Origin of the sequence: Wolbachia endosymbiont of Dirofilaria (Dirofilaria) immitis (assembly GCF_013365455.1) — a bacterium.
GTDB lineage: Bacteria > Pseudomonadota > Alphaproteobacteria > Rickettsiales > Anaplasmataceae > Wolbachia.
On the sequence record NZ_CP046578.1, the window covers coordinates 549,766 to 564,696 of the forward strand.

General features: G+C 33.7%; 10 protein-coding genes and 1 tRNA gene. 3 read left to right on the forward strand and 8 right to left on the reverse strand.

Annotation, left to right across the window (positions count from 1 at the left end; genetic code table 11):
* Positions 1 to 13 precede the first annotated feature (13 nt).
* The 7 genes from clpB to rpsD form a co-directional block, all read right to left on the reverse strand.
* Entirely contained in the window at positions 14 to 2,575 is a 2,562-nt protein-coding gene (gene clpB, locus GOY12_RS02185; protein WP_175818436.1) for an ATP-dependent chaperone ClpB, read from the reverse strand.
* A 200-nt stretch (positions 2,576 to 2,775) separates the two neighbouring features.
* Positions 2,776 to 3,648 carry a lipoyl synthase gene (lipA, locus tag GOY12_RS02190; protein WP_175818437.1) on the reverse strand — a complete coding sequence of 291 codons (873 nt, stop codon included), beginning with the start codon at positions 3,646 to 3,648 and terminating at the stop codon, positions 2,776 to 2,778.
* Positions 3,641 to 3,955, reverse strand: a complete 315-nt coding sequence (gene rpmB / locus GOY12_RS02195; RefSeq protein ID WP_175818438.1) for a 50S ribosomal protein L28 — start codon at positions 3,953 to 3,955, stop codon at positions 3,641 to 3,643. The genes lipA and rpmB overlap by 8 nt, the downstream gene beginning before the upstream one ends.
* Positions 3,956 to 3,992: 37 nt before the next feature.
* Positions 3,993 to 4,334, reverse strand: coding sequence for a DUF721 domain-containing protein (locus GOY12_RS02200; protein WP_175818439.1), 342 nt, complete (start codon positions 4,332 to 4,334; stop codon positions 3,993 to 3,995).
* An 885-nt stretch (positions 4,335 to 5,219) separates the two neighbouring features.
* A complete protein-coding gene (gene iscX, locus GOY12_RS02205) occupies positions 5,220 to 5,414 on the reverse strand; it encodes a Fe-S cluster assembly protein IscX (protein WP_175818440.1) in 195 nt (64 codons plus the stop codon).
* 22 nt (positions 5,415 to 5,436) lie between these two features.
* A tRNA-Leu gene (locus GOY12_RS02210) sits at positions 5,437 to 5,523 on the reverse strand.
* 12 nt (positions 5,524 to 5,535) lie between these two features.
* A complete protein-coding gene (rpsD, locus tag GOY12_RS02215) occupies positions 5,536 to 6,150 on the reverse strand; it encodes a 30S ribosomal protein S4 (protein ID WP_175818441.1) in 615 nt (204 codons plus the stop codon).
* Positions 6,151 to 6,262: 112 nt separating this feature from the next.
* Between rpsD and tkt the strand changes: the two genes are divergently transcribed.
* On the forward strand, positions 6,263 to 8,287 hold the full coding sequence (gene tkt / locus GOY12_RS02220; RefSeq protein ID WP_175818442.1) for a transketolase: 2,025 nt from the start codon (positions 6,263 to 6,265) through the stop codon (positions 8,285 to 8,287).
* A gap of 460 nt (positions 8,288 to 8,747) precedes the next feature.
* On the opposite strand, the gene prmC is transcribed toward tkt, so the two are convergent.
* A complete protein-coding gene (prmC, locus tag GOY12_RS02225; RefSeq protein WP_175818443.1) occupies positions 8,748 to 9,584 on the reverse strand; it encodes a peptide chain release factor N(5)-glutamine methyltransferase in 837 nt (278 codons plus the stop codon).
* Between the two features lie 1,214 nt (positions 9,585 to 10,798).
* On the opposite strand from prmC, the gene GOY12_RS02230 reads away from it, so the two are divergent.
* Entirely contained in the window at positions 10,799 to 12,781 is a 1,983-nt protein-coding gene (locus tag GOY12_RS02230) for a heme lyase CcmF/NrfE family subunit (RefSeq protein ID WP_175818444.1), read from the forward strand.
* Between the two features lie 861 nt (positions 12,782 to 13,642).
* A complete protein-coding gene (gene secF / locus GOY12_RS02235; RefSeq protein WP_175818445.1) occupies positions 13,643 to 14,524 on the forward strand; it encodes a protein translocase subunit SecF in 882 nt (293 codons plus the stop codon).
* Positions 14,525 to 14,931: the final 407 nt, after the last annotated feature.

Sequence of the window (14,931 nt, forward strand, 5' to 3'; positions counted from 1 at the left end):
ACACACAGTAATTTTAAACCTTTTTAATTAAGATTTCATTATTAAGGGCATATACTATTAACTCACTACCCTCTACTACTTCTTCTGCTAAAACTAACTTAGCTAGATTATTTTGAATACACTCCTGTATTACCCTTTTTAGAGGCCTTGCCCCATATTCAGGGTCATAGCCAGTTTGTGCTATTAATTCTTTAGCTTCCTGTGATAAACTTATACTTAGTTTAAGTTTAGCAAGCGTTCTTTGTAAATGAGAAAACTGAACATCTATTATTCTATAAATATCATCCTTAGTTAAGCTGTGAAATATAATAACCTCATCTAACCTATTTAAAAATTCTGGACGAAATGCTAGCTTAACTATTTGCATCACTTCACTTTTCACAGAGTCAGCAATTCCCTTTAGCATTATTTCAGCACCAAGATTAGAAGTTAAAATTAGTATAGTATTACGAAAATCAATCAATTTACCGTGGCTATCAGTCAGCCTACCTTCATCTAAAACCTGCAACAATAGGTTAAATATATCCGGATTTGCCTTTTCTATTTCATCAAATAAGATCACCTGATATGGTCTCCTTCTCACTGCTTCAGTCAATCTTCCTCCTTGTTCATAGCCAATATACCCTGGAGGTGCACCAATCAGCTTTGAGACAGAATGTTTTTCCATATATTCAGACATATCAAAGCGCAAAAGTGCTCCTTGGTTATCAAACAAAAACTCAGCAAGAACTTTTGCTAGCTCAGTTTTTCCAACTCCAGTTGGACCCAAAAATAAAAATGAACCAAAGGGACGATTAGTATCTTGCACACCAGAACGAGAGCGCCTAACTGCATTACTTACTGCTTCTATCGCATCCTTCTGCCCTATCACCCTTTTCCCTATTTCATTTTCCATGCTAAGAAGCTTTTCTTTTTCACTGTGCATCATACTATCAACCGGAATACCTGTCCATTTTGAAACAATATTTGCAATATCATTTTCAGCAACTTCTTTTTTTAGAAAACTATCAGTAACTTTCTCCTGTTTTTTTAACTCATTTTCAAGCTGAGGAATTATACCATACATCAACTCCCCTGCTCTTCCTAAATTTCCACTGCGCTGAGCCAGTTCCAACTCTTTTCTAGCGCTATCTAATTTCCCAGCCGTTTCTTGTATTCTAGCTATCCTACTCTTCTCCATCTGCCATCTGCTGTTTAAATCAGCAAATTTGCTATTAAAGGTTTCGATTTCTTCATTTATCTTTTTTAAACGCTGCTTAGAATTTTCATCATGCTCTCTCTTTAAAGCTTCTGACTCAATTCTCAGCTGTATTATCTTTCTCTCAAGTTCATCAATGACTTCAGGCTTACTATCCATTTCAATTCTCACCCTGCTTGCTGCTTCATCAATCAAGTCAATCGCCTTATCAGGTAAAAATCTGTCTGTTATATACCTATTGGAGAGCGTTGCAGCAGCAATTATCGCACCATCTGTAATTCTTATACCATGGTGCACCTCATATTTTTCCTTCAAACCCCTGAGTATTGAAATGGTATTAGCTTCAGTTGGTTGAGAGATAAACACAGGCTGAAAACGTCTTGCAAGTGCAGGATCTTTCTCTATATGTTCACGATACTCATCTAATGTTGTAGCTCCTATACAGCGAATTTCCCCACGTGCAAGAGCAGGTTTCAGCAGATTTGAAGCATCCATTGCACCACTTGTTGCTCCTGCTCCAGCCAAAGTATGAAGCTCATCTATAAACAAAATAACTTTTTCTTCCGTTTTTACAAGCTCATTAATAACCGCTTTTAGCCTTTCTTCAAACTCTCCTCTAAATTTTGTTCCAGCAATTAATGCGCCAAGATCTAAGGCTAAAACCTTAGCATCACGTAAACCAAGCGGCACATCGTTTGTAACAATTCTATTTGCTAATCCTTCCACTATTGCAGTTTTTCCAACACCAGGCTCACCTATTAGCACTGGATTATTCTTTGTCCGCCTGAGTGATACCTGTATAGTCCTTCTAATCTCATCATCACGACCAATCACAGGATCAAGCTTGCCTTGCATAGCAAGCTCCGTAACATCCTTTGTATATTTCTTTGATACAGTCAACTTTCCCCTTACTGTCAGCGGGACTGTACTATTATCTTTCCTCATTTCTGTAATAACTGAGTTCAACCTCTGCTGTGTAACACCATTTTCTGCTAGAATCTTACCTACAGTATCACTCTTTTGTGCAGCCAAACTCTGCAGTAATTGCTCAACAGTAACAAATGTGTCTTTATTCTTCCTAGCAATACTTACTGAATCTTCAAAAACTCTTGCCATTTCTCTTGAAAGTTGAAGGCCACTACTCCCTGGACCTTCAACTACTGGAATTTTTTTTAGCGCACTATTTATAGCATCAGAGATACCATGTATATCACCGCCACAAGCTACTATCAAATCCTGAACCAAATCCGATTCATCTTCAAGCATTACTTTTAGTAAATGCTCAGGCACAAAAACTTGATGCCCAGCTCCCAACGCTTTCATTTGAGCACCTTGGATCAGACTCTTTGCTTTTTCAGTAAATTTATTCAAATCCATAATATAAACTTAACCTATACTTACTAGTATATATAGCAACTCCTTCCCCAATTTTAAACTGAAAGCTGTTCACCATTAGGTAAAAATTTACCTTAATGCATGCAACTTAAACTTTATGCTCATATATACAGTAAACTCTTAAAGGTTATGTAAATCCAAGAACACCCTATATGTTGCAACTAAGGCTTGTCAAGTACCTTTCATACCGGAAGATGATAAGCCTTGAGCTTGCTAAAAGCTTCTTCAGCATGATATGATGACCTAGTTAATGGACTTGATGCAACCATTAAGAACCCCTTAGAATAAGCAATGTATTTATAATGCTCAAATTCCTCCGGAGTAATGTATCTATCAACTTTTGCATGCTTTGAAGTTGGCTGTAGGTATTGACCTATCGTTATAAAGTCAACTTCAGCATTTCGTAAATCATCCATAACCTGAAGCACCTCTTCTTTTGTTTCTCCAAGACCAACCATGAGTCCTGATTTTATAAAAAGTTTAGGATTAATCTGCTTTACCATCTTCAGCAAATATAACGAATGAAAATAACGAGCCCTTGGCCTTATCTTTGCATATAATCTTGGCACTGTTTCAATATTGTGATTATAGACATCAGGTGATGCAATAGCAATCGCTTCAAATGCACCTTTCTTATTCAAAAAATCAGGAGTCAAAATTTCTATTGTTGTTTTCGGAGTGATTTTTCTAACTTCTTCTATACATTTTATAAATTGATCTGCACCCCCATCTGGTAAATCATCACGATTAACAGAAGTAATAACAACATGTTTCAAATTTAACTTTTTTACTGCCTTTGCTAAATTTTCTGGCTCATGAGGATCTAATTTATCAGGTGTACCAGTTGCAATATTGCAAAATGCACAAGCACGAGTGCAAACAGAACCAAGAATCATCACAGTAGCATGACGTTTATTCCAGCATTCACCAATATTTGGACAGGCAGCTTTTTCACACACTGTATGTAAGTTATACAACTTAACAGTGTTTAAGGTTTCATTAAATGTTTCACCAGCTGGAACTTTTGTCCTGAGCCATGGAGGCTTATTATACATCTGAAGCGATTAACCCTACCTCTTGCTTTGCTAAAACTTTTTTTAATCTCCTTTTTATTTTCTGTGCTTTCTTACTTAATTTAACCGCTTTTGTGGTAAGCAAAAAAGCATCAAGATCGCCTTTATAAGCTATAGTTCTTAAAGTTCTTGCTGCTACACGAAACTTAAATTTTTCATTCAATATGTTACTCATCAATGTGACACTATGCAAATTCAAGAGAAAGGCGCGTTTTGTTTTATGATTTGAATGTGATACCTTATTACCAAAAGATTTCTTTCTATTTGTTAGCTCGCAAATTCTACTCACTTTGATATACCAAATTACCCCATGTACCTAGACTACTTTATATGGTAAAATAGTCAACACTCTCTTGCCTAATTTTTATATTAAATACTGCTTTATAGCCAAAGAATACCGTGATTCTTTCTATCATAAGAGAGGTCATATGCTGAATTTCAAGTGCTTTACCACCATTTATTACTGTCAGATATACCACACCTGTATTTACATTTTGTACATAGGAAATCTTTTTTGGCTTTGTACACTCTGCTATCTCTACTCCAACTATGCTTCTCCAGTTTAAAATAAGACATATTTCATTTTTACTCATCTTACCCTTCATGCATTTCAAGGCATAACTTTCTACTACAGATTTTAATTCCCTCAGGTTACTGTGTTTGAGCATTTTTTTACCATAAACTCTTTGATAATTACAAAATAGTGTGATAGGTATATTATTATAAGCTCCAGTAATTATATCAACAACAAAATTAGTTTACATAATAGATTCGATAAAGTAACCCAATTGAACAGCTACTACCTCAGAATTAGCATGATAAAAAGATGACCAATCTAAGATAGATTACGTATAACACACTTAAACTTTTCTATTAAACCACCTTCATCATCTACTAACTCTATCTAAATTGCTTATGTAGAACTAAAAAAATTATTGCAAAACAACCAGTAAATAAATTACTTATTAGTAATACTAAAATATACCCCATGGAGACATATAGTATACAAAATATTCTGCACTATAAAATAGTTTTTTATCATCCTTTCATCTTGCTATAGATCAAAAATCCTTGCATTTTCAGTAAAATATGCTAGAATATAACTTTACTTTTTAGTTTCATACTGTAAAAAAGCAATATTTTATGGAAAGTTTATACTAAAACAGCATTTGTTAAATATATTGCAACTATTTCACCTACTAAGTTTCTATGCTGCTATTCTTATTCTACAATTGATTAACCTTCTCCAGTTCCAATTAGCATTAGTTTAACCATTATTAACTAGAGTGAATTTTCTTCTCTCATTATTATCTTAACCTTAACACTAGAAGCCAGAATTTTACTTATAAGCAAGCATATCAAGTTAGTGAACATAAATGTACCTTCTTATGCTAAGAGAAACTTCTTTGATAAAAGAATAGCAAGCCTGACACTATTACCAATTACCTACACAGTATCTCTCTGGCAAATTCAAATTACAGCAGCCACATAGATATACACCACATATTAGAGCAGTAACCAAGATCATTCAATAGTGGCTACTATTTTTATAGTCAAGACCTCTCCTCAATCCAAGCCACTTGAATAGCCTCAAGTATTTTTTCATTACAACGTTTTTCATCATCATCAAACTTTTCTAAACTTAAGACTTTTTTTTTAAGCTCAGTAAATCTGATATTAATTACATCCTCATCTGGAAATTTCTCTTCTAAAGCTTCTATAATGCTTTCTATATCAAGCCATTTCATACTTTTCGCACCCTTTTAAAACTGGTGCCCATGGGGAGACTTGAACTCCCAAGGCCATAAAACCCACGGATTTTAAGTCCGCTGCGTCTACCGATTCCGCCACACAGGCCTTTTTTTTATCCTACCTAGAATAAAATTCTACTACCAAATTAACTTCCATGTTTGCTGAGTAAGGAACTTCAGAATACTGAGGTACTCTTAGATACTTCACTGAATACTCTTTACTGTTTATTTCTAAATAGCCCGGAGCTTTGCGTTCTTGTTTTTCTGTAGTCTCTATTACTATAGGAATTTTTACTGCGCTCTCCCTTATTCTTACTATATCACCAGGCCTTACTCGATAACTCGATATATTAACCACTCTACCATTAACTGTAACATGCTTATGAGATATGAGCTGCTTTGCTGAGTAGATCGTTGGCACAAGACCAGAATGATATAAAATAGCACTCAATCTTGATTCCAAGATACCAATAAAATTATCAGCTGTATAACCTTTTCTGTTATAAGCATCTAAAAATATACGCCTGAGTTGCTTACTTGAAATTGCATAATAAAACTTAAACTTCTTATGCGCAGCAAACTGCTTACCAAAATCAGATAACCTTTTGAATCCAAGAATACCATGCTGGCCTGGAGGATATTTCCTTTTGTTTACTGGATCTTTTACCCTACCCCACAAATTTACGCCAAGCCTACGGCTGATTCTATACTTTCTACTAATAATAGTTGTCATATAAAACTCTCACAATCTAACTTTAGATCATTAAGGATTTCAACATTAAGTGTCAACTTGTTTTTATTAATATAATATATTACACTTCACCTTTAAGTTTCCTTATCAATATATGAACCATCTACTTCTGAAATCTATGGCAAACGCCGTCCGTTTTTTGTCAATTGATGCAATACAAAAAGCAAACTCCGGACACTTAGGTATGCCACTTGGCATGGCGGATATTGCAACTGTCTTATTTACTAAATATTTTAACCATAACCCTGATAATTCTAAGTGGTTTAATAGGGACCGTTTCGTTCTATCAAATGGTCATGGTTCAATGTTACTATATTCCATACTATACCTAACAGGTTATATCAATATAGATGAATTAAAAAATTTTAGGCAATTCAAATCCAAAACTCCAGGTCACCCAGAATTTGGCTTAACCCCCGGAGTGGAAGCAACAACAGGTCCACTAGGGCAAGGATTTGCTATTTCAGTCGGTATGGCACTTGCTGAATTAATTCTTGAAAAGCAGTTTGGAACTCATCACTACACTTATGTAATGTCAGGAGATGGTTGTCTTATGGAAGGAATAAGTCACGAAGCAGCATCACTTGCTGGACATCTTAAATTGAATAAGTTGATAGCTTTTTTTGATGACAATGATATTACCATAGACGGTGCTACTAGCCTTTCCTGCTCTGATAATGTAAAAGAGCGCTTCTTAGCATATGGATGGAATGTCAATAAGATTGATGGACATGATTTTAACTCTATATCGCTTGCAATTAAGCAAGCACAAAAGTCTGATAAACCTACACTAATCTGTTGCAAAACTATCATTGGAAAATTTTCAATCTGTTCTGGTACAGCTTCCGCTCACAGTGGTGCTTTTACAGAGGAAGACATAAAACAAATAAGAGAAAAATTAAATTGGAATTACGAACCATTTTACGTACCAGAAAATATAAAAAATGCCTGGATTAAAACAGTTAAGAGAGCAAAACAAAACTATAATTCAATGTTATTTCAGCATATGGCTAAAGAAGAAAAAAAAGAATGGATCTCAGTTTATGATACTAAAATAACAAGATATAATGCAGAACTTCAAAGACGGCTAGATAAACGTTTACCAGACAATATTGAAAGCGATCTAACAAACTTAAAGAAACAAATACACAAAACGATGCCAAGTGAAGCTACACGATCCTCTTTTGGAAAGGTAATGGAGTTTTTAACTGAGTCTATGCCAGAATTAATTGGAGGATCTGCTGATCTTACCGAATCAAATTGCACTAAATATAAGCATATGAAGATAATAAATAGAAATAATTATAATGGTTCTTACCTCCATTATGGAGTAAGAGAACACGCTATGGCAGCCTGTATGAATGGCATGGCTCTTCATGGTGGTATTATTCCTTATGGCGGCACTTTTTTAGTATTTTCTGATTATTACCGTCCCGCTATACGCCTTTCAGCTTTGATGAAACAGCAAGTTATATATGTAACGACTCACGATTCAATTGGAGTAGGAGAAGATGGCCCAACTCATCAGCCGATAGAGCATTTATCCTCTCTTCGAGCTATACCAAATCTATATGTTTTTAGACCAGCCGATGCAATTGAAACTTTAGAATGCATTAGTATAGCATTGAAAAAAAAGGAATCACCTACATTATTTGTGCTTTCAAGGCAAACCGTGAATTACACGCGCAAATTCCACTTTGACATTGGTCAATCTGCTAACTTATCGAAGCTTGGTGCATATATTTTATGTGAATGCTCAGAAAGATTAGAAGTAACTATATTTGCTACCGGATCTGAAGTTGAAACTGCAGTCGAAGCAAGAGAAAAATTACAGGAAAAAGGCATAGATACAAGAGTTATTTCTATGCCATGTTGGAGACTTTTTGATGAGCAAAGTAACGAGTATAAAAAGGCAATATTAGATAATGACAGCATCAAAGTTGCAATTGAAGCTGGAAGTGAAATGGGCTGGCACAAATATATAGGTTCGAACGGTATATTTATTGGCATGAAAAGCTTTGGAAAATCAGCACCTTACAAAGTACTTTACAAGCATTTTAACATTAGTGCTGATCATGTAGTAAAATGTGTGTGTGAGAAGCTAATTCATGCTAAGTAGATTTCTTATATAACATATGAAATCCTCTTCTTTCTTCTGCTTTAGTACATGACGCACAACTGTATAAATTAAGATTTAAAAACAGGAGAACAGAACTACTCAACAATCTTTACCTAGCTTTCCTATTACAGAGTACTGAAGCTACCCATTTACCTTTAGTCTATGTAGATTAAATAGAAAAACAGCATATTTAATACATCAAATGAATCATATATTTTCTAAATCTAAAGTTTTTTCATTTTCCACCTATAATAAGGTGAAACGCGCTTATAAAGCGCTCAAGACATTAAAACCGCTGATGCTACAAGATAAGGTAGTGAATAACTAGTTGTTCAGAATTTCTTTCTTTTGCCTTTTCTTCTTTACTTGATAAAGCTCTTAAGACAATCTAAGAGGCATAGAGAACTACAAAAGCACCATATTCAAAATACAAGCTCTTCTCTAGATTATATAAGAAAGTCTATTGCTTAATAATAATACACCTTTTCATCCCTGTTAAATCGTACACATATTCTTGAAAAAATAACCCATACAAAGGAATTATTTTATCAATATTACTTTGATCTTCACCTATTTCCAATATTACAAATCCATTTCTCCTAAGGCACCTTCTCAATATTTGAAAGATACTCAAGTAACAGTCCAAGCCATCAACACCACCATCAAGAGCCATTCTAGGTTCCTTCTGTACTTCAGCTTGCAGATCTTTCAACTTATTTCTTTTGATATATGGAGGATTACTAATTATAAGATCAAATGAGCCTCTGCACTCCGTCCATGAACTTGGAAGTATTTTAGCTCTACTAAGCAAGTTATGCTTTTTTACATTCTGGCAGGCAACTTTATATGCCTTTAAACTCTTCTCAAAACCGACACCAACAGCATATTCATACTCACTAAGCAAGGATATCAGTAAGCAACCCGTACCTGTGCCAAAATCTGCAATTTCTAATCTCTGTTTTTTGTTTGGGTAGCATTTTAACACTGCTAAAATTATTGTTTCACTGGCTGGTCTTGGATCCAAAACATGCTGATTAACTATAAAATTTTTACTCCAGAACTCACGTTTACCTACTATTTGCGATACCGGATACCTTTCTGCTCTTCTTCTTGTTAATTTCCAAAATATCTGTTCTTTCTCTATTGGTACTTGATTAGTATAGTTCATAATTATAAATGATCTTTCCACACCAAGAACGTGCTGCATTATGATTTCACAATCCAAATATGGTGATTCAACTTTATGCAATGATAACAGTTTCGATCCCTCTTGGATTAAAGTGCTGATCGTTTTCATTACTTTAAAAACTTGACCTTCTTAATTGTACACAAACATTATGATTTAAGCCTACTAAAAAAAACACTGCATTCTCCCCATTATTCAAAGTAACTGATACTAGAGATCTAATTTTCATCACACAACTCTACCAAAAACAGTACATCAATTTGCAACTAAGTTTTGTAAACCCCAGCATCAGCTACTTAAGTGATACCTTGTAGATATATAAGTGCAAAACTTAAGCTTAGAGTAACTCTGTACTAAACTCTAGTGTCAAACAAAGTTACAACCTCTGTCCACTTCAATTTTACCATCAATTCATGAAGCCTTTCCCCCTAACCTTATTAAGGACCCCACATTTTTTCAGCCTAGTATTTAAATTATACCATACACTTGATAAAGCTGAATTAAAACTTCTATCAATCTGTCTTGTTTCATATACATTATCTCACTAATTCTCAAACCATTCCACATTATATAAATCTCCTACTCCGTGTAGCATGCTTTCAAACATTCTTCTTGCTTAGGCTAAACTTTGGCAAACCTTCGCTAATATCAACAACCATTCTCTAATATACACATGTTCAGTTGCTTCCCGACACGTGCTTCTCCAAATGAATATTTCACTTTTTTCTTATGTAATAATTTCGAAAGTTTTTATGATTAGGCACTACCTACCTATATTTTTATGTCACTAATCACACTAGCTATTGGCTTATTTATCTTTCTCAAGCTCTTCCGTTATTTTTTTTGATGCACTTCAGTACTAAATACCCAATTTTTGCAAAAAATTACCACAAACAATACATTTTACAATTTACTCACCTGTACACAACCTATTTCCTTTTAAAACTAATCAACAAATAGTCGTTAAATCTCTTTATTAAAAATAATTTACTTATATTTAAAACCTTTCTCACTATCAAATTATAAAATTATAAAATAGAATAGAGATTCTTTTTAATTACTAATTTTCGCTATTGCTGTTCTGTTATCTTATTATTTCTATTGATATCTATTGATACAGAGATTTACTACGATTGCGCCCACAATATTACCTTAACAACTAATACTACAAAATAAAAGTGTAAAACTTGATACTTAACTTTTACTTACTGGCACTGTGATTTGCATAGTGAAATATAGAAGTACTATACTAGTCTTATTTCTGTATTAAAACTTTAACTCCTAGCTCGTTATTAGTAATATCATTGTATAAATACCTATAACTTATGTCTGAGCTTGGAAATATATCACTATTAATAGCCTGCTTATTATCCTTAACATATTCATTTTTACCTTTCAGGTTTTACCGATTTATTACCATAATTATATTTTTCTGCACATCAGCATCAATGGCTATTTTGATTTACTGTCATATCACAGACGATTTTTTACTTGAAAATGTATATTATTACTCTCATACAACAAAGCCTTTAATCTATAAAATCTGTGGTGTTTGGGGAAACAAAAAAGGGTCCATGTTACTTTGGACCTTAGTGCTCACCTTTTACCTATTTTTAATGGACATTTTCGTTGATAACAGTAGCAAATTGAAGAAGATATCCTTAATCATCCAAAGCTTGATTTGCTTCTGTTTCTTGTTATTCACTTTACTTGAATCCAATCCTTTTATTAAAATGATAAGTATTGAAACAGATGGCCTTGGTTTTAACCCGATATTGCAAGATATTGGCCTTATAATCCATCCACCAATACTATATTTAGGATATCTTGGGTTTAGCGTTCCTTTCTCACTTTCTATAGCCGGGTTAATTATAAACACTGAAGGAAATGTTTGGGCTAGTATTGTTAGGCCTTGGGTACTCATCTCTTGGTCATTACTTACTTCCGGCATTAGCCTTGGCAGTTGGTGGGCATATCGCGAGCTTGGTTGGGGCGGATTTTGGTTCTGGGATCCGGTAGAAAACGTTTCCTTGATGCCGTGGTTAATTGCAGTAGCATTAACACATTTGTTACTCGTAGTACAAAATTTCAATATTTTAAGGAATTTTGCCGCTCTGCTTACACTTGTAACCTTTATACTGAGTGTAGTTGGAACATTTTTAGTTCGATCAGGAATACTTGCTTCAGTGCACACGTTTGCAGACGATCCAAGGTATGGATTGTATATATTAGCTTTACTTAGCGTAATTGCAGTTAGCAGCTTAGTAATATTTATAGTGTTTACAAGAAAAAACTATATATCTTCGCCGTCATTCCAGTACTTGACACCGCAATTTAGAAAAAAAGAAAACATGGAACCGGATAGTCAAGTTAATCAAATACCAGAAAGTAGAAGATTCTTCTCACGCTTCACAATGGTATTGATAAACAATTTACTGTTCATCACCGCATTTTTTATCGTGCTCATCGGTACTTTATACCCTACAATACTTGAATATTCAACCGGTGAACTTATCTCAGTCGGAGCATCATACTACAATTCTTTATTTAACCCTATCATGCTAGTCACTCTGGTGCTTACCATGGCAGGACAATACTGTTGTTGGCAGGGAAATAGTCTATCACCAATACTCCGTGAATATAAATTCTCATTTTGTAGCGCTGCAGCTATTTTGCCATTTATTCTTCATGTAGAACTAATGATTGTACTATCAATTACCATTTCTATAGCATTATTAGTTTTTGTTCTGGAAGCATATAGTAAAAGAATCCGTTTATTTAAGGTGTCACTGAGTAAATCAATTTCATTAGCAAGAAGAGTTTCCAAATCTTACTACGCAATGATGCTCGCTCATGCTGGAGTAGCAACTCTAGTGCTTGGTATATCCTATTCAGTTGGTTGGCAGGAAAAAAGAGAAAACTACTTAAAGATAGGAGATAGCATAACAGTCAATAAATTCAAAGTTACCTTACAAAATATTGAATTGATAAGAAAAAAAAATTTCCAAGCAGTGAAAGGTATAATGGATGTCAGGAACCTATTGAGCAACAAAGTATTAGGTAAAGTAACCCCTGAATACAGATTTTACCTTATAGAAGGTCAGAAAAATGTTGAAAGCAGTATTTACCACAATTTATTCTCTGATATTTACGTTGTAATTGGCGAAATTAACAAAAATAAGAACAAGATCGCTACCAAAGTATACTACAAACCCGGGATGTCTATAATTTGGCTAGGGTCTTTTCTTATCGCTTTTGGCTCGCTTCTCGCTGCTTTTTCTCCTGATAAACAAGCAAAGGCTACCTAGCCATAGGTCATAGACTATCACTACACCTTAGAAAGGGTTATATTAGGGTTATATTAAATTCAATTGAAAAGACAGGCATCTTATAGAAGCTCTAACAGAAATTATCTCACACAGGCTGCTACTATAATAGCCGTATTATTAATAACAGCTTATTTATAAAAACTCATAATATGAGTAGCTATCAATGATAGCGATGATAAAAAATATATTAATTCTATAAACTAGAAAACATAGCAAAAATATCCTTATTAGGGTTTAGCAAACAAAATTGGAGTACCAAAACAGCAAGTACTAATACACGAACAAGAGGTAAATAATATTTATTCACACGCACTCTATGTTACAGTAAAAGTGTTATCAATTTGACATCAAAAAATCTGCTTCTTAGGCAAAGAGCACTAAAAAATAGCTATTTTAATAAAGATAGGTAAAATTTCATAGAAAAGCAACGCAAAAACAGTAAAAATAGTATTATCTTACTCAAAGCAGGACTTTCTGTTAACACTATTTACTAAGTAACTGGCTTATTAGCGGATGAATATGATAATAAAGTACATGTAGGTTTTACATGTTAAACTATAGGATAATAAAAAGTATGCTAAGGCAAATTTAGTAAGCAAGGCTAGAGTAAGCACAACAGCAAATACAAAGGTATAAAAAAGACTAACAATCTTCTTCAAACTGATAAATTATGCTATAGTAGTGCTAATAATCTTTATATTAGGTGTTTCTATTGACATTATCTCCTAAGTAACTGGCTTATCAATTGATAAAACCACATGATCTGAAAGCTATTCAACCATAAAACAAACTAGTGAATCTTTTGAAAAAAAATATAAGATTTAGGTTTAAATAAAGAACATGGTAGTCAGAATCATTTCAGATAACTTCAATATTAAATTTAGTAAATACAGAAAATTGACTATGCTAATTAGTGTTATTCTGGTCATCTTTTCAATATTCACTGTTATGTTACGTGGAGTGAATCTAGGCATAGACTTTACGGGAGGAATTTTGATAGAGATAAAGTCTTCAAATGAAGATCATGTTATTCTTAATATATTAAAAGAGAACAGTCTTACGGCGCAGAGTTCAAAAGCAGGTGATAGTTTAGTCATGCGCTTTAAAAAGGAAAGAAACGAAGATAAAATTAAAAAGATAAAAAACGTATTAGAAAAAAAGTTAGGTAGCTCGATAAGCTATCGTAAAATAGACTATGTTGGGCCACAAATAGGCTCATCACAAATATTTGAAGGAATGTTATCAATGTTGATTGCAATTGCTGGAATATTTTTTTATGTCTGGCTTAGGTTTAATTGGCAATGTGGATTTAGTGGAATAATAGCACTAGCTCATGACATGATTTTAACCACCGGTTTTATTAGCTTAACTGGCATTGAATTTAATACCTCATCAATCGCAGCTCTTCTTACTGTAATTGGTTACTCAATCAATAATTCAGTGGTTATATACGATCGAATTCGAGAATATCAAAAAAATCGTAAGGAGAAACATATAAGTGAAATAGTAGATGCGAGTATTAATGCCACGTTACTTCGTACTGTCTTAACCTCAGGTACAACATTACTTGCTGCTCTTCCTTTGACATTAATTTGTACAGGTACAGTCAGAGATTTCAGCTTGATCATCTTTTTTGGTATCTTAATTGGCACTTGCTCTGCAATATTCATCTCTGCTCCTATATTGACCTGCAGAATTTTAATAAGCAGGTTCACGATATAACATTAGCTCATCATTCCCTATAGTGAGACGAGAACATCAAAAAAAATTCACCTCAAGTAGTGAGCAAAATATGGAACAGAGCTGATACTTGCCTGCACATCATTAACCAAGAATGCCATAGTACTGACATAAATTTGAGCTTAAGTATAAAAGTGTCCAGTCACAAGATTTTTTAAATTCAATACTCACACTGTTTTGAATCTTCTCTTTCATGGTAAAAAAGTACTGAGAAACTCATTCTAGTTTATCCCTTTATAAATCGATAAGCATTACAATAATAATGATATTATCAGCAGCTAAACAAATAGTTTTTTACTGTGTTTATATTATTAAAATATGAAGCTATTACAATAAATTATAAAGATTAGCGTTAAAAGTCATTATTAAAAATAAGTAAATTTTATTGT